Annotated in this window: 24 protein-coding genes; 9 read left to right on the top strand and 15 right to left on the bottom strand. The window is 68.5% G+C overall.

The window, feature by feature from the left end:
* Window positions 1-65 precede the first annotated feature (65 nt).
* From OD750_RS05415 to grxD, 3 genes are read right to left on the bottom strand one after another with little or no spacing between them, the layout of a single operon-like run.
* Complete coding sequence (locus OD750_RS05415) at window positions 66-668, bottom strand: YhgN family NAAT transporter (protein ID WP_263543519.1); 603 nt, start codon at window positions 666-668, stop codon at window positions 66-68.
* A gap of 28 nt (window positions 669-696) precedes the next feature.
* A complete protein-coding gene (locus OD750_RS05410; RefSeq protein ID WP_263543248.1) occupies window positions 697-1458 on the bottom strand; it encodes an SDR family NAD(P)-dependent oxidoreductase in 762 nt (253 codons plus the stop codon).
* Between the two features lies 1 nt (window position 1459).
* On the bottom strand, window positions 1460-1777 hold the full coding sequence (gene grxD / locus OD750_RS05405; RefSeq protein WP_263543247.1) for a Grx4 family monothiol glutaredoxin: 318 nt from the start codon (window positions 1775-1777) through the stop codon (window positions 1460-1462).
* Between the two features lie 127 nt (window positions 1778-1904).
* On the opposite strand from grxD, the gene sodB reads away from it, so the two are divergent.
* Window positions 1905-2483, top strand: a complete 579-nt coding sequence (gene sodB, locus OD750_RS05400) for a superoxide dismutase [Fe] (RefSeq protein ID WP_263543246.1) — start codon at window positions 1905-1907, stop codon at window positions 2481-2483.
* 49 nt (window positions 2484-2532) lie between these two features.
* On the opposite strand, the gene OD750_RS05395 is transcribed toward sodB, so the two are convergent.
* The gene (locus OD750_RS05395; RefSeq protein ID WP_263543245.1) at window positions 2533-3657 is read right to left on the bottom strand and encodes a 5-(carboxyamino)imidazole ribonucleotide synthase; all 1125 of its coding nucleotides are present in this window, start codon (window positions 3655-3657) and stop codon (window positions 2533-2535) included.
* Complete coding sequence (gene purE / locus OD750_RS05390) at window positions 3654-4160, bottom strand: 5-(carboxyamino)imidazole ribonucleotide mutase (protein WP_263543244.1); 507 nt, start codon at window positions 4158-4160, stop codon at window positions 3654-3656. Before purE ends, OD750_RS05395 begins: the two co-directional genes overlap by 4 nt.
* 63 nt (window positions 4161-4223) lie before the next feature.
* Between purE and OD750_RS05385 the strand changes: the two genes are divergently transcribed.
* The 3 genes from OD750_RS05385 to nadC all read left to right on the top strand — a co-directional run bounded on the left by OD750_RS05385 (window position 4224) and on the right by nadC (window position 8013).
* Entirely contained in the window at window positions 4224-4490 is a 267-nt protein-coding gene (locus OD750_RS05385) for a Trm112 family protein (protein WP_263543243.1), read from the top strand.
* Between the two features lie 267 nt (window positions 4491-4757).
* Complete coding sequence (locus tag OD750_RS05380) at window positions 4758-7130, top strand: DUF1631 domain-containing protein (RefSeq protein ID WP_263543242.1); 2373 nt, start codon at window positions 4758-4760, stop codon at window positions 7128-7130.
* Window positions 7131-7155: 25 nt separating this feature from the next.
* The gene (nadC, locus tag OD750_RS05375; RefSeq protein WP_263543241.1) at window positions 7156-8013 is read left to right on the top strand and encodes a carboxylating nicotinate-nucleotide diphosphorylase; all 858 of its coding nucleotides are present in this window, start codon (window positions 7156-7158) and stop codon (window positions 8011-8013) included.
* A gap of 102 nt (window positions 8014-8115) precedes the next feature.
* Here the strand turns inward: nadC and OD750_RS05370 are convergent, their stop codons facing one another.
* Both OD750_RS05370 and OD750_RS05365 read right to left on the bottom strand, forming a co-directional pair.
* Window positions 8116-8919: an FHA domain-containing protein gene (locus tag OD750_RS05370; protein WP_263543240.1), complete on the bottom strand. Its 804-nt coding sequence runs from the start codon at window positions 8917-8919 to the stop codon at window positions 8116-8118.
* A gap of 166 nt (window positions 8920-9085) precedes the next feature.
* A complete protein-coding gene (locus tag OD750_RS05365; RefSeq protein WP_263543239.1) occupies window positions 9086-11656 on the bottom strand; it encodes a bifunctional serine/threonine-protein kinase/formylglycine-generating enzyme family protein in 2571 nt (856 codons plus the stop codon).
* 144 nt (window positions 11657-11800) lie between these two features.
* Here OD750_RS05365 and OD750_RS05360 point away from each other — a divergent pair, with 144 nt between their 5' ends.
* The gene (locus tag OD750_RS05360; protein ID WP_263543238.1) at window positions 11801-12160 is read left to right on the top strand and encodes a DUF3301 domain-containing protein; all 360 of its coding nucleotides are present in this window, start codon (window positions 11801-11803) and stop codon (window positions 12158-12160) included.
* Window positions 12161-12168: 8 nt separating this feature from the next.
* Here OD750_RS05360 and OD750_RS05355 read toward each other — a convergent pair whose 3' ends face one another.
* From OD750_RS05355 to petA, 5 genes are all read right to left on the bottom strand, one after another.
* Window positions 12169-12588 carry a ClpXP protease specificity-enhancing factor gene (locus OD750_RS05355; RefSeq protein WP_425508208.1) on the bottom strand — a complete coding sequence of 140 codons (420 nt, stop codon included), beginning with the start codon at window positions 12586-12588 and terminating at the stop codon, window positions 12169-12171.
* On the bottom strand, window positions 12581-13204 hold the full coding sequence (locus OD750_RS05350) for a glutathione S-transferase N-terminal domain-containing protein (protein ID WP_263543237.1): 624 nt from the start codon (window positions 13202-13204) through the stop codon (window positions 12581-12583). The genes OD750_RS05355 and OD750_RS05350 overlap by 8 nt, the downstream gene beginning before the upstream one ends.
* Before the next feature lie 136 nt (window positions 13205-13340).
* Entirely contained in the window at window positions 13341-14162 is an 822-nt protein-coding gene (locus tag OD750_RS05345) for a cytochrome c1 (protein WP_425508218.1), read from the bottom strand.
* Between the two features lie 7 nt (window positions 14163-14169).
* A complete protein-coding gene (locus OD750_RS05340) occupies window positions 14170-15417 on the bottom strand; it encodes a cytochrome b (RefSeq protein WP_263543235.1) in 1248 nt (415 codons plus the stop codon).
* Window positions 15417-16019, bottom strand: coding sequence for a ubiquinol-cytochrome c reductase iron-sulfur subunit (petA, locus tag OD750_RS05335; RefSeq protein ID WP_263543234.1), 603 nt, complete (start codon window positions 16017-16019; stop codon window positions 15417-15419). The genes OD750_RS05340 and petA overlap by 1 nt, the downstream gene beginning before the upstream one ends.
* Before the next feature lie 290 nt (window positions 16020-16309).
* Here petA and OD750_RS05330 point away from each other — a divergent pair, with 290 nt between their 5' ends.
* Window positions 16310-17485, top strand: a complete 1176-nt coding sequence (locus OD750_RS05330) for a S1C family serine protease (protein WP_263543233.1) — start codon at window positions 16310-16312, stop codon at window positions 17483-17485.
* A 54-nt stretch (window positions 17486-17539) separates the two neighbouring features.
* Here OD750_RS05330 and OD750_RS05325 read toward each other — a convergent pair whose 3' ends face one another.
* On the bottom strand, window positions 17540-18496 hold the full coding sequence (locus tag OD750_RS05325) for a lytic transglycosylase domain-containing protein (protein WP_263543232.1): 957 nt from the start codon (window positions 18494-18496) through the stop codon (window positions 17540-17542).
* 316 nt (window positions 18497-18812) lie between these two features.
* On the opposite strand from OD750_RS05325, the gene miaB reads away from it, so the two are divergent.
* Window positions 18813-20144: a tRNA (N6-isopentenyl adenosine(37)-C2)-methylthiotransferase MiaB gene (gene miaB, locus OD750_RS05320; RefSeq protein WP_263543231.1), complete on the top strand. Its 1332-nt coding sequence runs from the start codon at window positions 18813-18815 to the stop codon at window positions 20142-20144.
* Here miaB and OD750_RS05315 read toward each other — a convergent pair.
* Together OD750_RS05315 and OD750_RS05310 are read right to left on the bottom strand one after the other, a co-directional pair.
* On the bottom strand, window positions 20141-22432 hold the full coding sequence (locus tag OD750_RS05315; RefSeq protein WP_263543230.1) for a serine/threonine-protein kinase: 2292 nt from the start codon (window positions 22430-22432) through the stop codon (window positions 20141-20143). The two genes, miaB and OD750_RS05315, sit on opposite strands and share 4 nt — an antisense overlap.
* A 68-nt stretch (window positions 22433-22500) precedes the next feature.
* Window positions 22501-23064 carry an ECF-type sigma factor gene (locus tag OD750_RS05310; protein ID WP_263543229.1) on the bottom strand — a complete coding sequence of 188 codons (564 nt, stop codon included), beginning with the start codon at window positions 23062-23064 and terminating at the stop codon, window positions 22501-22503.
* Between the two features lie 128 nt (window positions 23065-23192).
* On the opposite strand from OD750_RS05310, the gene OD750_RS05305 reads away from it, so the two are divergent.
* Window positions 23193-23726, top strand: a complete 534-nt coding sequence (locus tag OD750_RS05305) for a hypothetical protein (protein ID WP_263543228.1) — start codon at window positions 23193-23195, stop codon at window positions 23724-23726.
* 5 nt (window positions 23727-23731) lie between these two features.
* Window positions 23732-25276 (top strand): hypothetical protein, encoded by a 1545-nt coding sequence (locus OD750_RS05300; RefSeq protein ID WP_263543227.1) that lies wholly within the window; start codon window positions 23732-23734, stop codon window positions 25274-25276.
* The last annotated feature ends 10 nt before the right edge of the window (window positions 25277-25286 follow it).

Raw genomic sequence — 25286 nt, 5'->3', positions numbered from 1 at the left:
CAAGCGTTTGAATAGAGTTCGCAGCCGAGATTCTGAACGCCCGCCGGAACCGCGGCAGGCGCGGGTCAATGCAACGGCGCGGTCTTGAGATAGCCGGCGATGCCGTCGAGCAGCATCTGCACCGACAGCGCGATCAGAATCATGCCCATCAGGCGTTCGAGCGCCGTCAGCACGCTTTCGCCGAGCACCTTGAAGAGGTAGGTTGCCGACAGCAGGATGATCGCGGTCGCGGCCCAGGCCGCGAACAACGCGAGGCTCCACTGCGCGAGCTTGCCCGGCTGCGTATTGGTCAAGAGCAGCAGGGCGGCCATCGCCGACGGGCCTGCGACGCCCGGTATCGCCATCGGCACGATGAACGGCTCGCCGCCGTCGCTGTGGCCGAAGATGCCGCCGTCCTTCGGCGGAAACACCATCTTCACGCCGATCAGAAAGAGAATGATGCCGCCGGCGATGCTGACCGACTCCTGCTTGAGCTGCAGCACCTTCAGGATGTACTGGCCGCCGAGCAGGAACGCGAACAGCACGACCAGGGCGATCATGAGTTCGCGCAGCAGCACCGCGCGCCGGCGTTCCGGCGCCACGGTCTTGAGCAGGCTCAGAAACACCGGGATGTTGCCGAGCGGGTCCATGATCAGGAACAGCAGGATTCCCGCCGACACCGTGCTCATCTGCGCGTCCACGCGTTTCCCCTTGCGGTCAGTTCGTCGTCGGGCGCAGATCGAGCACGCCGCCGCGCGCCGGACGTCCGTCGGCGCTCAGGAGATAGGTCACCGCTTGCGCACTCGCGTCGGGCTCGGGCTGTTCGAGCGTGTTTTCGCCGAAATAGGCCATGCGCCGCAGCGCCGTGCGCATCGGCGCGGGCAAGAGCGCCTGCACGCGCAGCGAGCTGTTGTCGGTTTCGTCGTGCAGGATCGCCACCATGCCCGCGAGCGCCGCTTTCGCGACGCCGTAGGCGCCCCAGAACGACTTGCGCACGCGACGCTCGTCGTCGAGCACGAACACGACGCTCGCGTCGTCCTGCGCCTTGAGCAGCGGAATCAGCGCCTGCGTCAGGAGAAACGGCGCGTTGAGGTTGACCTGCAGCACGCGCATCCATTCTTCCGGCTTGATCTCGGTCGCCGGCTGCAGCCCGGCGAAATGCGCCGCGGCGTGCACGACGCCGTGCAGCGCGCCGCATTCGCGTTCGATCGTGTCGGCGAGTTCCTCGAAGTCGCGCGGCGTGGCGCCTTCGAGGTTCATCGGATAGATCGCGGGCTTCGGCGCGCCGAGCGCTTCGATCTCGTCGTAGAGTTTTTCGAGCGTGCTCACCTTGCGGCCGAGCAGCACGACGGTCGCGCCCGCCCGCGCGCACGCGAGCGCACTCGCGCGGCCGAGGCCGCCGGTCGCGCCGGTCACGAGGATCGTGCGCCCCGCGAGCGTGTCTGCGGCGGGCGTCCAGCCCGCGGGTAGGCTCGTCATATCAGCCTTTCCGCGTTTCCCGGACCATCCGCTCGAGCTCGCCCGATTCGTACAGTTCGAGCGTGATGTCGCAGCCGCCGATCAGTTCGCCGTTGATGAACAGCTGCGGAAACGTCGGCCAGTTCGAGTAGCGCGGCAGGTTGGCGCGCACTTCGGGATCTTCGAGCACGTTGACCGACGCGTAGTCGGCGTTGACCGCCTTGAGCGCCTGCGCGGTGCGGCTGGAGAAGCCGCACATCGGGAACTGCGGCGTGCCCTTCATGAAAAGAACGATCGGACTGGCTTCGACCGTGGCCTTGATGCGTTCAAGAACGTCCATTATTTCCTCAGGAGGCTTCGGCGCCCGTCGGCGCGATGCCCGCGATTGTACCAGCAGCGTCATTCCAGTCGGGCCTTGCAGTCCACGTATACTGCGCGACCCCAGCCCATCAGCAAGGAGTAGCCTCATGGCGATCGAGCTTCCCCCGCTTCCCTACGCCCGCGACGCGCTTGCGCCGCACATCTCGGCCGAGACGATCGACTATCACTACGGCAAGCATCACCAGACGTACGTGACCAACCTCAACAACCTGATCCCGGGCACCGAGTTCGAAAACCTGTCGCTCGAAGAGATCGTCAGGAAGTCGTCCGGCGGCGTGTTCAACAACGCCGCGCAAATCTGGAACCACACGTTCTACTGGAACTGCCTCGCCCCGAACGGCGGCGGCGAACCGTCCGGCAAGCTCGCCGACGCGATCAACGCGGCGTTCGGCTCGTTCGCGGCGTTCAAGGAGCAGTTCACGAAGACCGCGATCGGCACGTTCGGCTCGGGCTGGGCGTGGCTCGTGCAGCGTCCGGACGGATCGCTCGCGCTCGTCTCGACGTCGAACGCGGCCACGCCGCTGACCGGCACCGACACGCCGCTCCTGACCTGCGACGTGTGGGAGCACGCGTACTACGTCGACTACCGCAACGCGCGGCCGAAGTACGTCGAGGCGTTCTGGAATTTGGTCAATTGGGATTTTGTCGCCAAGCAGATGGCGTAAGCCCGCAGACGCGATACCCGACGAGGCCGCCGCAAGGCGGCCTCGTTCTTTACAGCGCCGCGAGCACCGGCGCCGCCTGCGCCTCGCGGCCGAGCGCGCGCGCCACGCGCACGAGACGTTCGCGCATTTCCTCGGCGGTGAACGCGCATAGCGTCGCATGCCCCACCTTGCGGCCGGCGCGCGGTTCCTTGCCGTAGTCGTGCCAGTGCGCGCGCGGCTCGGCGAGCACCGGCGCGGCCTGCGGCAGCTCGCCGATCCAGTTGAACATCACGTTGACGCCGAGCGACGCGGTGTCGCCGAGCGGCAGCCCGAGCACCGCGCGCACGTGGTTTTCGAACTGGCTGGCCGGCGCGCCTTCGATCGTCCAGTGCCCGGAGTTGTGCACGCGCGGCGCCATCTCGTTGCCGAGCAGCCGGCCTTCGTGCACGAAGAGCTCGAGCGCGAACGCGCCGACGTAGTCGAGCGCCTCGGCGACGCGCCGCGCGTAGTCGAACGCCCGCGGCGCGAGCGCGTCCGAATCGGGCGCCGGCGCGAGGCTCATCGACAGGATGCCGTCGGCGTGCCAGTTCTGCGTCAGCGGATACGTGCGGAACTCGCCGTCGCGCGAACGCACGGCGATCACCGACACCTCGCGCTCGAACGGCACGAACGCTTCGAGAATCAGCGGCACGCGGCCGAGCGCGTCCCACGCGGGCGCGACGTCGGCCGGCGACTTGATGCGGTACTGGCCCTTGCCGTCGTAGCCGAGCCGGCGCGTCTTGAGCACGGCCGGATAGCCGACTTCTACAAGTGCGCGTTCGAGATCGGCGAGGCTGTCGATCGCGGCGAACGCCGGCGTCGCCAGACCCACTTCGCGAAACAGCGTCTTCTCGGCGAGGCGGTCCTGCGCGACCGACAGCGCGCGCGGATTCGGATAGACGGTGGTGTGTTCGGTCAGCCACTGCGCGGTTTCGGCCGGCACGTTCTCGAAATCGAACGTCGCGACGTCGATACGGCGCGCGAACTCTTCGAGCGCGTCGAAATCGCGCCAGTCCGCCAGGAGCAGCGGCGCGACCTGCGAGGCACAGGCATCGGCCAGGCTGTCGACGACGAGAAAACGCACGCCGAGCGGCGCGCCGGAAAGCGCGAGCATGCGGGCGAGCTGCCCGCCGCCGAGTATGCCGACCGTGCTCATGGGACGCGCGGGTCCGGCCGGTCGAGAACGGTATCGGTCTGTTCGGCGCGAAACTGCGCGAGCGCCGCGCCGATTTCCGGATGCGCGTACTGCAGCATCGCGGCGGACAAGAGCGCCGCGTTGATCGCGCCGGCGCGGCCGATCGCCAGCGTGCCGACCGGGATGCCGGCCGGCATCTGCACGATCGACAGCAGCGAATCCAGGCCGTTGAGCGCATGCGACTGCACCGGCACGCCGAGCACCGGCAACGCGGTTTTCGCGGCGAGCATGCCCGGCAGGTGCGCCGCGCCGCCGGCGCCGGCGACGATCACGCGCAGGCCGCGCGCGGGCGCTTCTTCGGCATAGCGAAACAGAAGATCGGGCGTGCGGTGCGCCGACACGACGCGCACCTCGTGCGGCACGCCGAGCCGGGCGAGCGTGTCGGCGCAGTGCTGCATCGTTTCCCAATCGGAACGAGAGCCCATCACCACGCCCACCAGGGGCGCGCCATCGCTACCGCTCATCTTCTTGGTCCGCCTTCGGCAAAAGCGGTATTGTAGAGGCAAATCCTCCGAAGGAACCGCGCAATGGACAAGCGCCTGATCGACATCCTGTGCTGCCCGACGTCCAAAAGTCCGCTGACGCTCCTGTCGAAAGCGCAGCTCGACGCCTTGAACGCGGCGATCGCCGACGGCATGGTACGAACGGTCGCGGGCGCGGCAGTCGGCACGCCGCTTGCAGCGGGATTGATCACGACCGACGGCAAGGTGATCTACCGCATCGACGACGACATCCCGGTGATGCTCGCCGACGAGGCCATTGGCACTACCCAGTTGACCGCCCTTCCGGCCTGAACCGGAAATGTGACGCAGTTCTCACCGGGCTGCGAGGGTGTTTTGAAAGCTTCGATGTGCGCACCAGTGTTGTGTTTCGCAAATACGTCGAAAAGTAATTCCGGCTGGATTTCGTCGCAAGACGAGGCGCTGCGAGGAGGCGTACAGGCAGTACGACGACGAGCAGCAACGAAGGATTGCGGCGAAAGACGCCGGAATTCTTCGACTTATTTGCGGAACACAACACTAAACTGGCTTGCTCGCTGAGAACCGATTGTCATGCGGCCTATGAGTTCCAACGACAACAATCCCAAAGTGGTGGATCTGAATCAGCGCACGACCGCCGCGGCGCTCGGCGAACGCCCTGCCGAAGCCTTCGGCCAGGTGCGCACGCACGCGCTCAAGCGTCTGACGGCGCTCGCCACGACGCTGTTCGAGAACGCCGACGACGCGCTGTTCGACCTTGCGAGCAAGGCCGACAGCAACGCCGTGCAGGCGACGTATTTCGACGGCATGCGCGAGGTGCGCAAGAAGCGCCAGCAGATCGAGCTGCGCTTCCAGGAACAGCTCGCGCGCCAGTTCATCGACTTCGTCGCCGGCCGCGGCATCGGCGGCAAACCCGAAACGAATGCGACCGGCGAGCTGTCGCTGTCGCTCGTCGACAACACCGAACTCGAAGAATCGCTCGCCGTCGCGAGCATGGTCGCGAAAACCGAAAACCGTCTGCAGCGCGTGCTGTTCGCGCTGAACCAGCGTCTTTCGCACATCACGAACCAGCGCGTCGAGGACGCCAACAGCCCGATCGGACCGACGGCCGTCGGCCAGGCGTTCCGCCAAGCCAGCGGCGAGCTCGAGGTCGAGCTGCCGGTGCGCCTGATCATCTACAAACTTTTCGACCGCTACGTCATGGGCGGGCTCGACGCGTTCTACGACGAGTTGAACGCGCTGCTCGTGCACGCCGGCGTGCTGCCGCAGATGCGGGCGACCGTGCAGCGCCGGCCCGGCGCGCCGGCACCGCCGCCGCGTGCGCCCGGCGCACCCGCCGTACCCGGCGCGCCGATGCCCCAGCAGATGCCCGACGGCTTCGACGGCGGCGCGGGCGCGGGCTACCTGCCCGTCGACGCGGCGGCGGCCGAACTGCAGGCGAACCTCTACAGCTCGCTGCGCGCGATGCTCGCGAACCGGCGCACCGACATCGACGGCGCGACCGCGGCCGGCATCCCGACCGGCTACACGACCGTGAACTACAATCCGAACGTCGCGCCGCTCAATATTCCCGAGCTGCTGTCGGCGCTGACGATCCTGCAGAACCAGAACCTGTCGGCGCAGAGCGCGGCGGAATCGGCGCAGGTCGCGCTCAAGGTCAAGGAGGAACTCCTCGGCCAGGCCGGCAAGCTGCGCGGCGAAACCGGCGCGAACGTCTCGGGCGCCGACGAGGACACGATCGACCTCGTGGGCCTTCTGTTCGAATACATCCTGCAGGATCGCAACCTGCCGGCCGAAATGCAGGCGATGCTCGGCCGCTTGCAGATTCCGTTCCTGAAAGTGGCGCTGCTCGACAAGCACCTGTTCGCCCGCCGCACGCACCCGGCGCGCGTGCTGCTCGACAGTCTCGCGCAGGCGTGCGTCGGCTGGTCCGAAGAATCGGACCGCGATCGGCGCCTGCACGACAAGGTCAAGGAAATCGTCGAATCGCTGCTCAAGGATTTCGAAGACGATCTCGGCATCTTCGACCGCGTGCGCATCGACTTCGAAGCGTTCGTCGAAACGAACAAGCGCCGCGCCGACCTCGCCGAACAGCGCGCGAGCGAAGCCACGCGCGGTCGCGAAAAACTGCTCGACGCGCGCCGCACGGCCGCGCGCGAAATCATGCAGCGCATCGAGAACCGCCCCGTTCCCGAGCTGATCAAGAACCTCCTGTCGCGGCCGTGGGCGAACTATCTCGTGCTCGTGATGCTGCGCCAGGGCGACACGTCGAACGAATGGCGCCACGCGCTGCGCTTCGCCGACGAGCTGATCTGGAGCGTGCAGCCCAAGCACAACGCCGCCGAGCGCGAACGGCTGCAGGCGATCCTGCCGCAGCTCGAAAAAACGCTGCGGCACGGTCTGGCGACCGTCGCGTTCGACGAAAACGACGTGCGGCGGTTGATGCAACAGCTCAACGTCGTCTACCAGAGCCTGCTGCAGCCGGCAGAACCGACGCAGGTGACCGAAGCGCCGCCGCTCGAACTCACCGATCCCATGCCGCTGGCGAACCAGGACGCCGGCGACAGCGTCATGGCGTCGATCGAGGAAGAACCCGATCCGCAACCGGCCGAACCGCCGACCGAAAACTGGGTCCAGGCGGTGCGCGAACTGAAAGTGGGCACCTGGATCGAGTTCCTCGACGCGAACGGCGCGAAAGAACGCGCGAAGCTGTCGTGGATCAGCCCGATCAGCTCGAAATATCTGTTCGTCAACCGCAAGGGCCTCAAGGTCGCCGATCGCACCGCCGCGCAGCTTGCGGCCGATCTCGCGGCCGGGCACGTCACCGTGCTCGAGGAAGTGCCGCTGTTCGACCGCGCGCTCGACGCGATCGTCGAACGCCTCAAGGCCGCGCACGCGGCGAAGAGTCCGACGGCGACGGCCGACGAAGCCTCGCAGCAGCCGGCCGCGTCGTGAAGCGGCGAACGTCGCGGAAGATCCCATGAGCCATCGATTCGATCCGCCCGGCGAGGACGTCGTCCTCGCCGACGTACGCCGCGCGCTCGCCGAAGACATCGGCCCGGGCGACGCGACCGCCGACCTGCTTCCCGCCACGGCCGCCGCCGAGGCGTTCGTGATCACGCGCGAAGCCGCGGTGCTGTGCGGGCGCGCCTGGTTCGACGCGTGCTTCCGCGAGCTCGATCCGCAGGTCGAGATCGACTGGCACGCGGCCGACGGCGACGCGCTCGCGCCCGACCAGCGCCTCGTCAGCCTGCGCGGCAACGCGCGCGCGCTGGTCGGCGCCGAGCGCTGCGCGCTGAACTTCGTGCAGACGTTGTCGGGCACGGCCACCGTCACGGCGCGGCACGTCGAAGCGGTGCAAGGCACGCGCACGCGCGTGCTCGACACGCGCAAGACGCTGCCGGGCCTGCGTCTCGCGCAGAAATACGCGGTGCGCTGCGGCGGCGGCACCAATCACCGCATCGGCCTGTACGACGCGATCCTGATCAAGGAAAACCATATCGCGGCGGCGGGTTCGCTCGCCGGCGCGGTCGCAGCGGCGCGCACGAAGCATCCGCAGCTGCTGCTCGAAGTGGAAGTCGAGAATTTTACCGAACTGCATCTTGCGCTGGCCGCGCGCGTCGATCGCATCATGCTCGACGAGTTTTCCGACGCCGACCTCGCCCGCGCGGTCGCCGAAGTCGGCGGTCGCGTCGAACTCGAAGTATCGGGCGGCGTCGACCTCGCGCGCCTGGCGCAGATCGCGCGCACCGGCGTCGATTTCGTCTCGATCGGCGCGCTGACGAAGCATGTACGCGCGGTGGATCTGTCGATGCGGGTGAGCGTCAGGCACGCGTAGCTTCGGCTCGTCATTCCAGCGCAAGCTGGAATCCAGCGGTTGCTCTTTCGAGCCCGGCCAAAGGCTGGATCCCGGCTTTCGCCGGGATGACGAACAAAAGACTTACCAGTACCCCAGCACCTTCGTCGCCCCCGCGGCCGCGATCGCCAGCGCCGCGACCAGCACGCCGATCCACAGCCCCGTATTCGACTTCGCCGCGGGCTCGGGCGCCGCCGCGACCGGTGCCGGCGCCGGCTTGGCCACTTCCATGCCGGGCGACATCAGGAGAAAGCGCACGGTGTCCAGGCGCAGTTCCTCGCCGGGCTTGAGCACGCCCGAATGCACGCGCTTGTCGTTGATGAACGTGCCGTTCGCCGACCCCATGTCTTCGACCATCACACCGTCGGGCAGCACCTGCAGCTTCGCGTGATGGCGCGAGATTTCGTCGCCGGGAATCGAGATGTCGCAATCGGCCTGGCGGCCGATCGTCATCGAACCGACCAGCGCGAACGTCTTGCCGAACGTCGAACCCGAAACGCCGCGCAGCATGAACTTCGGCAACGCCTGCCGGATGCGCGTGCGCCCGTCGTTGTCGTCGCTCGCACCCGCCGGGCGCGGCGCGGGCGTCGTCGGCGCCGCGACGCGGTCCGGCGCGAGCACCTGGCAGCCGACCTTCGCGAACAGCAGCAGGTCGCCGGGCTTGATCGTGACGTCGGTCGTCACCTGTCGGCCGTTGAGCACGACCACGTTGCGCGGATCGGGCACGCGGATCAGCGCCTGCCCGTTGCGCAGATGCACTTCGGCGTGGCGCAGCGCGATGCCGGGTGCGGCAAGAACCACGAGACATTCCGCCCCGGTGCCGATCGCCGTGATGCCTTCGGACAGATTGACCGGTTCGTGTTCGCCGTTCGGAAAAATGAGCTTCATTCGATCGTGACCCCTGATCGTTGTTATGAGCGCCCGGCCGCCTCCGTGCGCAAGTCGTCGCAGCTTAGGTGCGCGGCCGCATGCCGCGCAAGTTGACGCGTGACCAACGGCACTGCCGCAACCGTCGGCGTTCAGCGTGACACCGGTGTATCAACGAACGAGACGCCTACAACCGATCACCCAGCTCGCGCACGATGCGAAAACCGATATTGTTGGAAGAGACGTCGGACGCGACATTGTCCGTGAACGCCGCCGTTTCCTTGTCCGGCGGCGAGTACCAGCTGCGACCGCGCACGCGGTGTTCGCGGCAGCCGGCACCCGGCACGCCGTTCGCACAGGCGTTGACCCATTCGCGCGCATTGCCGTCGACATCGAACACGCCCGACGCGGTCGGCGGAAACTTGCCGGCCGGCGACGTCGCCGCGTAGCCGTCGTCGCACGACGCACCCGTGCGCGTGTCGTACGCCTTGTTGAACGACGCATCAGCAAGATTCGCGCCGGTGCAGCCGCCGCTGCCGACTTCGCGCGCCAGCTGGTCGAACTCCGCGTTCGACAGCAGCCGATACGTACGGCCGGTCTGCTCGGACAGCCAGCGCGCATAGCCCGCCGCCTCGTCCCAGCTGACGCAGACCACCGGATGGCTGTCGTCCTGCGTGATGTCGGCGGCCTGCCACGTGCGCTTGCGCGAACTGCGGAAGAACGATTCGCGGTCGCGGCACGAGGGTTCCTTGCCCGCGAACGCGCGCGAACCGGCCGCGGCCCAGTAGCGCTTGAACTCGCCGCGCGTCACTTCGGTGCGTCCGGCGGCAATCTTCGCCCCCGGCAGCACGACGAGCTCGGGGCCCTGCGCGCCGTCGCCGGCGCGGTCGCGAAACACGTAGCCGGCGCTGCCGATCGACGGCAGCTTGCGCAGGCCTTCCTGCGCCACGGCGTTTTTCGGGTCGATCGCGAGCGCCTTGTCGTAGGCGGCCTTGGCGCCTTCCTTGTCCCACACGGCCGCGGCCTTGCGCGCGTCGTCGAGGAACGGCCCGGCAAGCTTCGCGCGCCGCTGCGCGACTTCGTCGATCACCGGCTTGCCTTCGGCCGGCACGACGGTCGCGATCTCGACGGCACGCTCGAAGTGGCTGCGCGTGAGCGTCAGGTCGTTCGCGGCCTGCGACTTGTCGGCGAGCGCGAGATACGCGCGCGCGGTGTCGACGATGCCTTGCCTGGCGTTCTTGTCGCGGCCGTCGATGCGCAGCGCGAGCTTGAAGCGGTCGAGCGCGTTCGAATTCGGCGGCGACGTGTAGCGCTGCGCGGCGAGATCGCCCTTGCCGAGCCGCACGAGCTTGACGACGGGGTCTTCGACGGTCGGCAGGCTCGCCAGGAACGCGGCCGGGTTCGCGACCGGATCGATCGGCTCGGCGCCCGGTGCCGCGTTCGGATCGGCGGCGGTCGCCGACGGGTCGGCCGCGAGCGGATCGGTCGGCGCGGTTCCGGCCGGAGCGACTTCGACCGGTGTTTCGGTCGGCGTGCCGGCCGGCGTTTCCGTCGGCGGCGGCGCGGGCGGCGGTTCGACTGCCGGCGTGGTTGCGGCTACCGGCTCGCTGGCCGGCGGCGGTGCCGGAGCCGGCGCGGGCGGCGTCGCCGCCGGCACGGTCGACGCCGGGGTCGCGGCAACATTGCTGCGCGGCCAGAAGTACGCGCCGAGCGCGCCGAAGCCGACCAGGCTCAGCACCGCGATGGCCAGCCACAGGCCGGCGCCGCTGCCGGAACGCGCGGCCGGTTTCGGGGCGGGCGCGGCGGGTTTCGATTCGACGGCTTTTTTGACGGCGGCCGGACGCGGCTGCGCGACGGTCGGCGCGGACTGCCGCGCCGCGGCGACGGCGGCGGCCGTGTCGGGCGAGCGCACCGCGGGTGCGGGCGCGGACTTCGGCGCCCCGCCCTCGATCGGTTCGGGCTCCCTCGCCGGAATCGCCTCGATCGCGGCCAGCAGCTGCTCGGTGTCGGCGTAGCGGTCCTTCGCATCCTTCGCCAGCGCGCGGTCGAACAGTTCCTGCCAGTGCGCCTGGTGCTCCGGCAGTCGCGGCACGGCCTCGAACACGTGCGCGTAGGCCACGGCGAAACCGTCGGCGCCGTCGAACGGCGGCTTGCCGGTGAGGCCGTACCAGCCGAGCACGGCGAGGCTGTAGATGTCCGAGCGCGCGTCGATGTCGCCGCCGCGCGCCTGCTCGGGACTCATGTAGTGGCTGGTGCCGACCGAAAAACCCGCGCTCGTGATGCGCGTCGACTGGCTCGCGGCGAGCGCGATGCCGAAATCGGTCAGCACGGGGTTGTCGGCCGGGTCGAACAGGATGTTGCCGGGCGCGACGTCGCGATGCACGTAGCCGCGCTGGTGCGCGTAGCCGAGCGCGCGCGCGACGCCGGTCAGGATGCGCTTGAGCTCCACCTCGTCGAGATTGCGCTGCACGCGCGAGACGAAATCGCCGCCCGGCAGGTACTGCATCGAAAAATAGTGCTGCTGGTTCGGCGTCACGCCGACGTCGAACACCTGCACGATGTTCGGGTGCGCCAGCGACGCGAGCGTGCGCGCCTCCTGCAGGAAGCGGCGGGTGAACGTCGGGTCGGCGGCGAGCGCCGGCGCCATCACCTTCAGCGCGACCTGACGTTCGAGCGAACTTTGGATCGCGAGATAGACGCTGGCCATTCCGCCCTGTCCGATCTCGCGCTTGATGAGATAACCCGGTATTTCGATCACGGCGACCACATTCCCCTGTAACTGCCGCAACAAGCGCCCATTCTAGACGATGCGGCACGGCACTTGGCCGTCAACCGGCGCACAGTAACCGCCGCGAACGGTTCACGACTTGAGTTCGCCCGCGACGGACTCCAAACTGGCGCGATGCTCGAATCGCTGATCCTGCTCGTCCTCGTTTCCGCCGTAGCGCTGATCTGGCACGACGCCGTGCGTTCGCGCGACCGCGCCGCCAACGTCGCGCGCCAGCTGTGCGCGCGCGCCGACCTGCAGCTGCTGGACCAGTCGGTCGGCCTGCGCCGCATCCGCTTCGTGCGCGCCCAGAACGGCCAGCCGGGGTTGCGCCGCGAGTACGGGTTCGACGTCAGCACCGACGGTCACGACCGCCACCGCGGAACGCTCGTGCTGCGCGCCGGCAAACTCGAAAACTTCAGTCTGCCGCTGCGCCAGCCGCCGCCGACATCGACGGTCGGCAACGTCACGTACCTCGCGCCGCGGATTCCGTAGCTACTTGATCACGCGAAGGTGTCCGCCTTTTTCGGCGGCGCGTCGGCGTCGGCCGTCGGCGCGGGCGACGGCGGGGACGGCGGCGGCGCGCCCTCGGCCGGGAACATCATGCCCTGCCCGTTTTCCTGCGCGTAGATCGCGAGCACGGCGCCGACCGGCACTTCGACCGCATGACTGACGCCGCCGAAGCGCGCGTTGAATCGCACCCACTCTTTGCCGAGATCGAGCCCGACCACGGCGCGCATCGCGATGTTCAAAACGACGCGGCCGTCTTTCGCGGCCTGCGGCGGGACGAGCACGCCGGGCCACGCCGCGTCGACGAGCAGATACGGCGTCATGCCGTTGTCGCCGATCCAGTCGTAGATCGCGCGCAACAGGTACGGGCGGTTCGAGGTCATGCCGGCCGCGCCGGTCTTGTCGTCAGTCACGCAGTAGCTTCTCTTCGGCGGTAAGGCTGCGGGTGAATCCGGGATTGCGGAAGATGCGTTCGCCGTAGTCGACGATCGCGTGCGCCTCGCGCGGCAACGCGACGCCGATGCTCGGCAGGCGCCAGATCAGCGGCGCGAGCGCGCAGTCGGCCAGACTCATTTCCGGGTTCAGGAAAAACTTCGACGCCTTGAACAGCGGCAGCGCCGAAACGAGATTCTCGCGCAGGCGCTTGCGCGACGCTTCCGCCGTCTTCGACGTGCCGGCCGACTGCTCGGCGAGCGGCAGCCAGTCGCGTTCGAGGCGAACCATGGCCAGGCGCAGCCGTGCGCGCGACAGCGGATCGATCGGCATCAGCGGCGGATGCGGATACCGCTCGTCGAGGTACTCGCTGATCACACCGGTCTCGTACAGCACGAGGTCGCGATCGACCAGCGTCGGTACGTTGTTGTAGGGGTTCAGGTCGGACAGGTCCTCGGGCGGCTTGGCCGGATCGACAAGCACGAGATCGTAGCTGACGCCCTTGGCGGCGAGAACCAGCCTGACGCGATGGCAATGGACGCTATCGCGGGCCGAATACAGCGTTAGTACCGTGCGCGAACGTGTGCTCAAGGCCATGCCTCTCCCCCGCCACGATGCGACGACCCGGTATGGTCGCCTCGCGCGAATCTACTACGCACTTTTCGCTACGCATAGCCGTCCGGCGCGAGGGAGCGGTCGGGCGGCGGAAGCAAAGCTCCGCCGCCCGGACCCGTCAGTGCACGTCCTTCCAGTATTCCTTCTTGAGGAGCCAGGCCAGGAACGTGAAGAACGCGAGGTAGAGCACCACCCACACGCCGATGCTCTGGCGCTTGAGGGCCGCCGGCTCGGCGACGTACTGCAGAAACGCGGTCAGGTCGCGCGCGGCCTCGTCGTATTCCTGCGCCGACAGCTTGCCCGGCGTCGACACTTCCAGGTGCACGAGGCACTTGCCGTCGATCTCGGTCGTACCGTCCTTGCAGTGTTCGACTTCGCGCTGGCCGTTCTTGCAGCCCTCGCCTTCGCCCGAGCACGACTCCTGCTTCTTTTCCTTCGGCTCGAACGTCGCATGCTGCACGCCCTGCAGCTCCCACAGCACGTTCGGCATCGAGGCGCCCGGGAACACCGTGTTGTTCCAGCCGACCGGGCGCGCCGGATCGACGTAGAACGACTTCAGGTAGTTGTAGATCCAGTCCGGACCCTTCGCGCGCGCTTCGAGCGACAGGTCGGGCGGCGCCTTGCCGAACCAGCGCGCGGCGTCGGCCGCCGGCATCGACGAGTGGATCGTTTCGCCGTACTTGCCGCCGGTGAAGTTCAGGTTCTTCATCACCTGATCTTCGGTCAGCTTCAGGTCTTCGCCGATGCGCGAATAGCGCATGAACTCGATCGAGTGACAGCCGATGCAGTAGTTGAAATACAAGTGCGCGCCACGCTGCAGCGAGGCGACGTTGTCGACGCGCGTATTGGCCGGCTTGAGCGCCGCGCCGCCCGACGAGGCGAGCGCGAGCGGCGACGCGGCAACCAGCGCGACGACAGTGGCGAGACCGAGCTTGGTCATGGCTTGCTTAATCATGCATCGTCACCCGTTCCGGAACCTGCTTGGTCGCGTCGGCCGCCGTCCAGAACGGCATCGTGAAGAAGAAGGCGAAGTAGTAGAGGGTCAGCACGCGGCCGACGATCGTCTCGACCGGATCGGTACCGGGGCCGGCGCCGATCTTGCCGAGCCAGACGAACGAGAACGCGAACAGACCGAGCAGCACTTTCGACATCCAGCCGCGATAGCGATACGACTTGACCGGGCTGCGGTCGAGCCACGGGACGAAAAACAGGATCGCGATCGCGCCGAACATCGTCAGCACGCCGAACAGCTTGTCCGGAACCACGCGCAGCATCGCGTAGTACGGCGTGTAGTACCACACCGGCTTGATGTGCTCCGGCGTCACGAGCTTGTTCGCCGCGACGAAGTTGTCGTGCTCGAGGAACCAGCCGCCGAACGTCGGTTCGAAGAACAGCACGAACGCGCAGATCGTCAGGAAGAACAGGCAGCCGAAGATGTCCTTGACCGTGTAATACGGATGGAACGCGATGCCGTCGAGCGGCCGGCCGCGGGCGTCTTTCGTCTTCTTGATGTCGACGCCGTCCGGGTTGTTCGAGCCCACTTCGTGCAGCGCGGCGATGTGCAGCACCACGAGCAGCAGCAGCACCAGAGGCAGCGCGATGACGTGCAGCGCGAAGAAGCGGTTGAGCGTCGCGTCGGCCGGCAGGTAGTCGCCCATGATCCACTCGACCAGCGTGTCGCCGATCATCGGGATCGCGCCGAACAGCGAGATGATCACCTTGGCGCCCCAGAACGACATCTGGCCCCACGGCAGCACGTAGCCCATGAACGCCTCGGCCATCAGCACGAGGTAGATCAGCATGCCGAGGATCCACACGAGCTCGCGCGGCTTCTGCGCCGAGCCGTACAGCAGGCCGCGGAACATGTGCAGATACACGACGATGAAGAACGCCGAGGCGCCCGTCGAATGCATGTAGCGGATCAGCCAGCCCCACTCCACGTCGCGCATGATGTACTCGACCGACGCGAACGCTTCGGCCGCGCTGGGCTTGAAGTTCATCGTCAGGAAGATGCCCGTCACGATCTGGTTGACGAGCACGAGCAGCGCGAGCGAGCCGAAGTAGTACCAGAGGTTGAAGTTCTTCGGCGCCCAGTACTCGGACATGTGCTTGCGATACGCAGGCAGCAGGCCCGGGGTACGGTAGTTGAACCATTCCTGCACGCCGGCGACGGCGCGCGTGAGCTTGTTCGCCATTACGCGGCTCCCTCAGGCATGACGCCGATGATCAGCGTCTTGTCGCCGTCCGCGAAGGTGTACGGCGGGACCTTCAAATTCGTCGGCGCGGGAACGCCCTGGTAGACGCGGCCGGCCATGTCGAAACGCGACTTGTGGCAAGGGCAGAAAAAGCCACCCTTCCACTCTGCGTCGAACGGCTCGGGCTTGATCTCGCCGTGGAACTTGGGCGAGCAGCCCAGGTGCGTGCACACGCCCACCATCACGAGCAGTTCCGGCTTGATCGAGCGGTACTCGTTCTGCGCGAACTTCGGCTGCTGGTCGGCGTTCTCGGACTTCGGATCGCGCAGGCGGGAATCCTGCGACTTGAGCGCATCGAGCTGCGCCTTGGAACGGCGCACGACCCACACCGGCTGGCCGCGCCACTCGGTGATGATCATCTGCCCTTCTTCGATCTTCGAAATGTCCTGCTGCACCGGAGCGCCCGCGGTCTTCGCGCGCGCGCTCGGCAACCAATACTTGATGAAAGGCACTGCCGCCGATATCGCGCCCACACCGCCGACGACTGCCGTCGTGGCCGTGAGGAAGCGGCGGCGGCCATGATTGACGCCTTCGTTCGCCATCCGGATCTCCGGTTCAATACTCTGGGAATACGTTTCTTCGGGGCCGTCCGCGACGTTCCGGCTTCGCCAAAAGCAACACGCACGCCGCGCAAACCGCTGCGTCGACGTGCCGCTCAACGATGCCTTTCTCGGCTGAACACGACTGCCGGTTGCGCCGGCGAGGGTGACGGCTGGCCCCAAAAATCGTGTTAGTTTAGCGAGTGAGCCGGCAGCGCACAATCAAACCTGCGGCTCATCCCGCCTTGCCGCGGACGCAGCACCATTGCGCCGCAAAGCCACCTGGACGACCGATGAAACCTGCGTTGCGCGCGCTCGCGTTCCTGTTGCAATTCGCCACGATAGGCCTCGCCGTCGCGTTCGTGATCACGCGCCTGTGGCCCGACGCCGGCGGGTGGCTGCGCGGCGACGCGCCGGCGTCGGCCGACGCGCCGGTCGCGCCTGCGGGCTCGCGCAGCGTCGGCCAGGTTTCGTACGCCGACGCCGTGGCCAAGGCCGCCCCGGCCGTCGTCAGCATCTACGCGAACAAGGTGATCACCGAGCGCCAGCAGGTGCTGTACCCCGATCCCGTTACGCAGAAGCTGTTCGGCATCAGCGTGGGGCCGGCCTACCAGCGCCGCCAGCAGAGCCTCGGCTCCGGCGTGATCGTGGGCTCGGACGGCTACGTGCTGACCAACAACCACGTCATCGCGCGCTCCAACGACATCCAGGTGCTGCTGTCCGACGGCCGTTTCGCCGCCGCGCGCCTCGTCGGCGGCGACGAGGACACCGACCTCGCCGTGCTCAAGATCGCCGCGACCGACCTGCCGACCATGAAGCTGACCGACAGCCCGACGCCGGCCGTCGGCGACGTGGTGCTCGCGATCGGCAATCCGTTCGGCTTCGGCAAGACGGTGACGATGGGCGTCGTGAGCGCCGTCGGCCGGCAGCTCAACCAGTGGACCTACGAAGATTTCATCCAGACCGACGCGGCGATCAACGTCGGCAACTCCGGCGGCGCGCTGATCAACGCCTACGGCGATCTCGTCGGCATCAACACCGCGAACCTGCCGCAGCAGTACGGCGCCGAGGGCATCGGCTTCGCGATTCCGGTGGCGACGGCCAAAGAGGTGCTCGACCAGATCGTCGCCAAGGGCATCGTCGTACGCGGCTGGATCGGCATCGAATACGGCCGCGTGTCCGTCGCGGCAAATTCCGGCCTGCCCGCCGCCGCGCGCGGGGCGCAGGTCTACGACGTCTACCCGCAGAGTCCGGCCGCGCTTGCCGGCCTGCAGCCGGCCGACATCGTGCTGAAGTTCGACGGCGCCGACATCCTCGACGCGGTCGACCTGCGCAAGCGCGAAGCGGCGACGCCGCCCGACACCACGGTCAAGATCGAGGGCTTGCGCGCCGGCATCGCGTTCGAGGCGCAGGTGACGCTCGTGCAGCGGCCCGTGCTCAATCGCCAGGGCCAGGTGCCGAACCCGTAGCGGGAAGCGCGCCGCGAATCGAACTGCGTCGCCGGAAGCGGAAGCGATTCCCGGCTACAGGCTCGTTTCGCGGTAACGGTCGCGCAGCGTATGCACGCGCGAGACGTAGACGCGCGTCTCGTCGAACGGCGGCACGCCGCCGTACTTCTGCACGTTGCCGGGGCCTGCGTTGTACGCGGCCACCGCGAGACGTTCGTCGCCCTGGAAGTTCTTGAGCAGGTACGCAAGGTACTGCGCGCCGCCGCGGATGTTCTGCGTGGCGTCAAACGGGTTGTCGACGCCCATGTCGTCGGCGGTGCCCGGCATCAGCTGCATCAGGCCCTGCGCGCCCTTGTTCGACAGCGCGTTCGGATTGAACGCCGACTCGGCATGCACGACCGCGCGCAGCAGCGCTTCGTCGACGCTGAACTCGATCGCCGCGGCGGCGATTTCGGCGCGGTACGCATCGCGGTTCAGGCGCGTCGTCGTGAAATTGACCTTCGAGCGGATGTCGCAGGCGTAGCAGGTGGAGATGTACGTGAACAGCACCTGGTATCGACGGCCGGACGGGCGGATGTTCGTGTACTCGGTGATGCCGTTCGCCTTGCTGATCTTGTACACCGCGCCGCGCAGCACCTTGTTGTCGGCCTTCTTGTCGCCCTCGGCCGGCGTCGCCGTGGCCGCGCCGGCGGCGGCGACCGCGGGCGTCTTGCTGCCGGCCGCATCGTTGTAGTGCCATTGCGGCTGCGTCGACTTCACGGCCGCCGTGCGTTCGGGCACCGGCGCGTTCGGCATCGACGCCGGCGCTGCGGTCGCGGCCGTGGCGACCGGCGCCTTCGGCGGCGGCTCGGAATAGCTCGAGACCTGCGTGCAGTTGGCGTAGCCGGCCGGCCGGTTCGTGTAGGCGAGCTCGCCGTTCTTGCCGCTGCAGCGGAACAGGCCGCCGGCGAAAGCCTGCGGCGCGAGCAACAGCAGCGCCGCGGCGCAGAGCCAGGCGGAACGGGGACGGCGGCGGGTACGGATATCGGGCATGGTTCGTTGCGACTGCGTGCGAAGGCGACGGATTTTCCTGTCCAACTGCTGACGCCGTGCGACAGCAGCCCGTTCTTGACTCCGTCAAGGCGGGAAAAGCTCCGCGCTTTCGCTCCCCTGCGCGTACCGACAACTTCACGAGCGATTCAGGTCGGTCGCCCAAGTTTCTGATATTTGGGAAGGTCCGGGCAAGTCCGGCGTTGCCGAAACGGGCGCGGCGCCACGAAATCGCCGGGCCCCGCCATGGCCAGGCCGATGGCGCCGCAGGCGCCGGACGCGTAAACTGCCGCGCTCACTCAAGTTTTTGCGACCGCCCATGTCCGGCAAGCTGTACATCAAGACCCACGGATGCCAGATGAACGAGTACGACTCGTCCAAGATGGCCGACGTGCTCGCCGCCGCCCACGGCCTCGAACTGACCCAGAACGAGGCCGAGGCCGACGTCATCCTGATCAATACCTGCTCGGTGCGCGAAAAGGCGCAGGAGAAGGTGTTCTCGCAGCTCGGACGCTGGCGCGAACTGAAAAAGGCGAACAAGAACGTCGTGATCGGCGTCGGGGGCTGCGTCGCGTCGCAGGAAGGCGACGCGATCGTCAAGCGCGCGCCGTTCGTCGATCTCGTGTTCGGCCCGCAGACGCTGCATCGCCTGCCCGAGATGATCGAAGCGCGCCGCTCCAGCGGCAAGCCGCAGGTCGACATCTCGTTTCCGGAAATCGAAAAGTTCGACAAGCTGCCGGAGCCGCGTGCCGAAGGTCCGACGGCGTTCGTGTCGATCATGGAAGGCTGCTCCAAGTACTGCACGTTCTGTGTCGTGCCGTACACGCGCGGCGACGAGGTCAGCCGGCCGTTCGACGACGTCGTCGCCGAAGTGGCGGCGCTCGCCGAACAGAACGTGCGCGAAATCAACCTGCTCGGCCAGAACGTCAACGCGTATCGCGGCGCGATGCACGACGGCGGCGTCGCCGACCTTGCGCTCCTGATCCACGCGATCGCGCAGATCGACGGCATCGGCCGCATCCGCTTCACCACCTCGCACCCGCTCGAGTTCTCCGACTCGCTGGTCGAGGCGTACGCGAGCGTGCCGCAGCTGGCCAACTACCTGCACCTGCCGGTGCAGGCGGGTTCCGACCGCATTCTCGCGGCGATGAAGCGCGGCTACACCGCGCTCGAGTTCAAGCAGAAGATCCGCAAGCTGCGCGCGGTGCGCCCGGACATTTCCGTTTCGTCCGATTTCATCGTCGGCTTTCCCGGCGAAACCGACGCCGATTTCGACAAGACGATGAAGCTGATCGAAGACGTGGGCTTCGACCAGAGCTTCAGCTTCATCTACTCCAAGCGTCCCGGCACGCCCGCGTCGAACCTCGACGACGACACGCCGGCGGCGGTCAAGAGCGAGCGCCTGGCGCGCCTGCAGGCGGCCGTCACCGCGAACGCGATGAAGATCAGCCAGTCGATGGTCGGCACGCGCCAGACCGTGCTGGTCGAAGGCCCGAGCCGCAAGGATCCGAACGAGCTGACCGGCCGCACCGAAAACATGCGCTATGTGAACTTTGCCGCACCGGCGCGCCTGATCGGCACGTTCGTCGACGTGATCGTCACCGAGGCGATGGCGAATTCGCTGCGCGGACGCGTGGCGGTCGACGCTTAACGCGCGCAGTTCTTTTCGACCGCGGCGCTCGCCGCATCGAACGCCGCACGCTCGCGCGGCAGCAGCGGTTGCAGCGCGTCGCGCTCCGCCTTTGCCAGCGCCAGCGCCGCGCGAGACGCATCGCACGCCCCGAGCGCCGCATGGCTTCGCGCGATCGTGCAGCGCGCCTGCAGGCGATCCTTCGCCGCGTCATCGGCGTCGCCGAGCGCCGCGACCGCCGACTGCGCCAGTTCGCTCGCGCCGGCGGCGTCGCCGTTCTGCAATCGATACCGCGCCCTCAGCACATCGAACGCCGCGCGCTGCGCATGGCCGGCCGGATATTCGTCGAGCAGCGCCGGCGCGGCGAGCGCCAGTGATTCGCCCGCCCGTTTTTCGTCGCCGGCCGCCAGCGCGATTTCCGCGGCGAGCGCATGCGCTTCGGCGCGGCGCAGCGCCGTGAAATCCGCGGCATCCTCGCCCTGTGCCGACAGCGAGCGCGCGATCGCGTCGGATGCCGCCGTCGAATCCGCCGCCCGCAGCGCGACCCACGCGCGCTGCCGCCAGTAGTTTTCGCGCGCCGCGGCGCTGAGGCCCCGAAACGCGAGCGCGTCGCCGCGCGCGAAGAGGTGCGCCGCCTCGTCGAAATATCCCCTTTTGGACAAGACGCCGGCCGCGCTGCCGAGCGCGTCGAGCGCGTGCGAGGGATCGGCGTCCGGCTCGCCCGCGAGCGCCTCGATGCGCCGCGCCGTCGCTAGCGCGCGCGGCGCGGCGTCGGCGTAGTCCTGCGAGAACACGAGCAGCTTGTACGTGCCGAGCTTGCGCGCCGCGCTCGCGCCGGGATCGCGCTCGATCGCCGCGACCGCCGCGACGAGCACCGGCTCGGCGTCGCGCGCGCGGCCGAGGTTGATCAGGCCGTGGCCGATCTCGCCGAGCGCGTTGCCGATCAGCGCCGGCTGCTGCGCATACTCCGCTTCGAGCGTTGCCGCCGCGGTTTTCAGAAACTCGCTCGCGTTCGGTTCGCGACCGGCGAACTTGTGCGGATTGGCCGCCGAGAGCACGCCGAGCATCGCATCGAGGTTCGCCTGGGCGATCGCCGCCTGCTCCTGGGCGCGCCGCGCCTGGCCGATCGCGACGACCGCGCCGACACCGAGCGCGAGCACCGTCGCGCCGACCAATGCGAGCGGCCAGCGCCAGCGGCGCAGCATCTGCCGCGTCAGCGCGCGCGTGCCGCCGATGCCGCTGCGCAGCGCGCGGCCGGCGAGCCAGTCGTCGAGGTCGTCGCCGAACGCGGCGGCGCCGGCATAGCGTTCGCCAGGGGCTTTCGCGAGCGCCTTCTCGACGATGCGATCGAGATCGCCGCGCGCGCGGCGCCGGTCCGGCCCCGGCGCGAGCGCGTCGGACAGTCGCGTCGGCGCCTCGCCGATCACGGCCTGCGTCCAGTCGCTGTCGCCGGCCTGCGCGCGCGCATACGGCGAGCGGCCGGCGGCGAGTTCGAACAGCAGCACGCCGAGCGCGTAGACGTCGGTCGCCGTCGTCGTGCGGTCGCCGGCGATCTGCTCGGGCGCCGCGTAGCGCACGGTCAGCGCCGGCAGCACGGTACGCGTCGCCTCGACATCGTCGTCCACGAGCTTGGCGATGCCGAAGTCGAGCAGTTTCGGTTCGCCGTCGGCGCCGACGAGGATGTTCGCCGGCTTGATGTCGCGATGCACGACGAGGTGGCCGTGCGCGAACGCGACCGCCGCGCAGACGCGCCGCACGAGCGCGACGCGCCGGGCCAGATCGAGCGCCTCGTCGGTCGCGTAGCGCGCGATCGAACGCCCGTCGACGTATTCCATCGCCAGCCATGGCCGCGCGTCTCCCGTCACGCCGCCGTCGATCAGCCGCGCGATATTCGGATGCGCGAGGCGCGCCAGCAGCTGCCGCTCGCGCGCGAAGCGCCGCGCGAGATCGCGCGACAGCGCGCCGCCGCGCACGAGCTTCAACGCCACGCGCTGCTCGAAGCCGCCGTCGACGCGCTCGGCGAGATACACCTCGCCCATCCCGCCGCGGCCGATGCGTTCGACGAGGCGAAACGCGCCGATGATCCGCGATGCCGGCAGCGCGTCGTGCGACCCGGACGGCTGCGGCGGATCGAGATCGGGCGCGTGCAGGTTCGCAAGCAGGCGTTCGAGCGCCGCGCGCAGGCCGGCGTCGTGTTCGCCGATGGCGGCCAAACGCTCCGCGCGACGCTCGGGCGCCAGCTCCATCAACGCGTGAAACTGCGTGCGCAGTTCGCCGAAGCGCTGCGGCGTCATGTTCTCGACCGGCAAGCGATCACCCCGGTGCGTCTCTGGCTGGTTCTCGCCCATACGCGCATTCGCGCCGCCGGCTGACATCGTCAGTCCAGCCGTTCGCGCAGCCACGCGCGCGCCATCGCCCAGTCGCGGTAGACGGTGCGCTCGTCCACTTCGAGCAAATGTGCAACTTCGGACACTTCCAGTCCGCCGAAGTAGCGCAGCTCGACGATCTGCGCCATGCGCGGATCGAGCGCCTCGAGCGCGCGCAGCGCTTCGTCGAGCGCCGGCAGCGACGTGTTCTCCTCGATCGGCAGGCCGATCGCCTCGACGAGGTCGGCGCGCTGCCAGTGCCCGCCGCCGCGTTTTTCGCGCGACTGGGCGCGCGCGCGATCGATCAGGATCTGGCGCATCAGCTTCGCTGCCGTGGCGAACAGGTGCTTGCGGTTGGAGATGTCGACGCGCGCGGCGCCGAGCAGCCGCACGAACACGTCGTTGACGAGCGCGGTCGGCTGCAGCGTGTCGTGGCCGTGCTGGCCGCGCAGCTCGTGTGCGGCCAGCCGGCGCAGCTCGTCGTAGACGTGCGGCAGCAGCGCGTCGAGCGACGCCTCGTCGCCGTCGCGCCACTGCCTGAGCAGTCGCGTCACCTCGGTATCCGTCTGGGTCATGCCGCCCCTCCCGCATGCAGTCTACAGAAGGTGTCGTGTCAGGTCCGGGCGCGGACGGCGTATGTCCGGATATGTCCACCCTGGAGTCCGACATGCCCCGATTCGTTCTTCGCCGACGGCGTCGCCCCGTGAGGCGCCTCGTCGTGTTGCTGTGCGCCGCGCTCGCCGCCGGCTGCTCCAACGATGCCGCGGTGCCGCCGCCGGTCACGACGGCGCCCGCCGCCGCAGCGCCCGCGCCGCCGCCCGCCGCCGCCGGCAACGTGCTGACGATGACGCTCGACGGCAAGCCGTGGAAGGCCGACCGCGAGATCTTCGGCGCGTTCGACCCGCCGGGCATGGCGCGCCGGCTGATCATGGCGGGCTCGTTCGGCCCGAAGGACGCGAACGAGCAGACGTTCAACCTCAACGTGGCCGGCGTCGACAAACCCGGCCGCTACGTCGTGCGCACGCGCGAGGCGTCGGTCGGCAACGCCGCGCAAGTCGCCAACCTTTCGCGCGAACGCTATCTCGTCGGCGGCGCGCTCGGGTTCGACGTCACCGTCGACGTCGACGTGCTGGCCAGGAACCCGACGCGCATCGACGCGCGCTTCTCCGGCACGCTGACCGCGAACGACGGCGCGACCGTCGTCGTCGCCGACGGCCGCTTCCGCTACAGCGAGTGAATCCCATGAAGAGCTTCCCTGCCCTGGTATTCGCCGCGCTATGCGCCGCCGGCGACGCGTCCGCCGCAACCTTCGTCGTCGACACCGGCAGCGACGCCTCGCTCGTCGCCTGCGACGGCGCGACGCCCGGCGACTGTTCGCTGCGCGGCGCGATGGAAAACGCCAACCTGAATCCCGCGCCCGACCGCATCGAATTCGCGATACCGGCGAGCGACGCGAGCTATCAGGCCGCGACCGGCCACTGGCGCATCGCGGTCGGCGCAACCTCGCTGCCGCGCATCGACAACGCCGTCGAGATCGACGGCTATACGCAGCCGGGCGCCGCGCCGAACACCATCTCCGCCGACACGGGCGGGCTCGACACGATCCTGAAAATCGAAGTGACGCCCGGCACCGCGTTCGGCACGCAACAGAACGGCTTTGAAATTTCGCCGAACTTTCCGTCGCAGGGCGCCAGCGCGTTTCGCGGCCTCGCGGTCAGCCGCTTCGCGCAGCAGTTCCAGCTGTGGGGCACGGCGGCGCATCGCATCGAAGGCTGCTTTCTCGGCACCGACATCGACGGCACCGTCGCCGCCGTGAACACGTCGGGCGGCCGCGGCTACGGCATCGTCACCTACGCCACGGGCGCATACGTCGTCGGCGGCACGGCGCCCGCCGCGCGCAACCTCATCAGCGGGATGTTCGGCGCGATCGTGCTGCAGCGCGACGGCAACGGCCTTGCCGTGCAGGGCAACCTCATCGGCACCGATCGCAGCGGCACGCAGGCGATCGGCCATACGAGCTTCCCCGCGATCTATACCTCCGCGCGCCTGACCAACGCGCGCATCGGCGGCACGCAGCCCGGCGCGCGCAACGTGATTTCCGGCAACCCGCTCGGCGCGATCGCATTGAACACGACCGGCGCCGCCGCCTACGCCGGCACGCGCATCGAAGGCAACGCGATCGGCACCGACGTCACCGGCATGCGGCCATTGTCGAACGGCGGCACGCCCGGCAGCCCGCAGCCGGCCGTGAGCATCGCCGGCAACGACACCTGCGATATCGCGATCGCCGGCAACACGATCGCCTACAACCGCGGCGCCGGCGTCGCGGTCATCGGCTGCCGCAATGTCGATGCCGGCCGCAATCGCTACGCGTACAACCGCGGGTTGGCGCTCGACCTTGCGACGGGTTCGTTCGCCGACGGCGTCACGCCGAACGACGCGGGCGACGCCGACGCCGGCAGCAACCGCCTGCAGAACGCGCCGGTCGTCGAAGCGCTGACGACCACGGGCACGACGGCCACGCTGACGTTCCGCGTCGACACGCTGCCCGCGAACGCGGCGTATCCGCTCGCGATCGACGTCGCGACCGGCGCCGGCGGACAGCCGCAGAACCTCGCCGCGTCGTTCGCGTACACCGCGGCCGAGGCGCAGGCGCCCAAGACCGTGACGCTGCCGACGGCGGCGCTCGCCGGCGGCGCACTCGTACTGGTCGCGACCGACGCCGACGGCAACACGAGCGAGATCGCGTCGCGCGACGCGATCTTCACCGATCCGTTCGACTACTGATGGAGACGCC

Source organism: Tahibacter soli (assembly GCF_025717065.2).
GTDB lineage: Bacteria > Pseudomonadota > Gammaproteobacteria > Xanthomonadales > Rhodanobacteraceae > Tahibacter > Tahibacter soli.
This window is presented reverse-complemented; position numbering and strand designations above follow the sequence as displayed.

Bases quoted from the DNA above. Each gene is read 5' to 3' on its own strand.
- petA (WP_263543234.1), bottom strand. From the start codon at position 16,019: ATGGCGAACGAAGGCGTCAATCATGGCCGCCGCCGCTTCCTCACGGCC.
- OD750_RS05395 (WP_263543245.1), bottom strand. From the start codon at position 3,657: ATGAGCACGGTCGGCATACTCGGCGGCGGGCAGCTCGCCCGCATGCTC.
- OD750_RS05340 (WP_263543235.1), bottom strand. From the start codon at position 15,417: ATGGCGAACAAGCTCACGCGCGCCGTCGCCGGCGTGCAGGAATGGTTC.
- sodB (WP_263543246.1), top strand. From the start codon at position 1,905: ATGGCGATCGAGCTTCCCCCGCTTCCCTACGCCCGCGACGCGCTTGCG.
- OD750_RS05310 (WP_263543229.1), bottom strand. From the start codon at position 23,064: ATGACCCAGACGGATACCGAGGTGACGCGACTGCTCAGGCAGTGGCGC.
- miaB (WP_263543231.1), top strand. From the start codon at position 18,813: ATGTCCGGCAAGCTGTACATCAAGACCCACGGATGCCAGATGAACGAG.
- grxD (WP_263543247.1), bottom strand. From the start codon at position 1,777: ATGGACGTTCTTGAACGCATCAAGGCCACGGTCGAAGCCAGTCCGATC.
- OD750_RS05345 (WP_425508218.1), bottom strand. From the start codon at position 14,162: ATGACCAAGCTCGGTCTCGCCACTGTCGTCGCGCTGGTTGCCGCGTCG.
- nadC (WP_263543241.1), top strand. From the start codon at position 7,156: ATGAGCCATCGATTCGATCCGCCCGGCGAGGACGTCGTCCTCGCCGAC.
- OD750_RS05325 (WP_263543232.1), bottom strand. From the start codon at position 18,496: ATGCCCGATATCCGTACCCGCCGCCGTCCCCGTTCCGCCTGGCTCTGC.
- OD750_RS05385 (WP_263543243.1), top strand. From the start codon at position 4,224: ATGGACAAGCGCCTGATCGACATCCTGTGCTGCCCGACGTCCAAAAGT.
- OD750_RS05330 (WP_263543233.1), top strand. From the start codon at position 16,310: ATGAAACCTGCGTTGCGCGCGCTCGCGTTCCTGTTGCAATTCGCCACG.
- OD750_RS05410 (WP_263543248.1), bottom strand. From the start codon at position 1,458: ATGACGAGCCTACCCGCGGGCTGGACGCCCGCCGCAGACACGCTCGCG.
- OD750_RS05350 (WP_263543237.1), bottom strand. From the start codon at position 13,204: ATGGCCTTGAGCACACGTTCGCGCACGGTACTAACGCTGTATTCGGCC.
- OD750_RS05360 (WP_263543238.1), top strand. From the start codon at position 11,801: ATGCTCGAATCGCTGATCCTGCTCGTCCTCGTTTCCGCCGTAGCGCTG.
- OD750_RS05370 (WP_263543240.1), bottom strand. From the start codon at position 8,919: ATGAAGCTCATTTTTCCGAACGGCGAACACGAACCGGTCAATCTGTCC.
- OD750_RS05300 (WP_263543227.1), top strand. From the start codon at position 23,732: ATGAAGAGCTTCCCTGCCCTGGTATTCGCCGCGCTATGCGCCGCCGGC.
- purE (WP_263543244.1), bottom strand. From the start codon at position 4,160: ATGAGCGGTAGCGATGGCGCGCCCCTGGTGGGCGTGGTGATGGGCTCT.
- OD750_RS05380 (WP_263543242.1), top strand. From the start codon at position 4,758: ATGAGTTCCAACGACAACAATCCCAAAGTGGTGGATCTGAATCAGCGC.
- OD750_RS05415 (WP_263543519.1), bottom strand. From the start codon at position 668: ATGAGCACGGTGTCGGCGGGAATCCTGCTGTTCCTGATCATGGACCCG.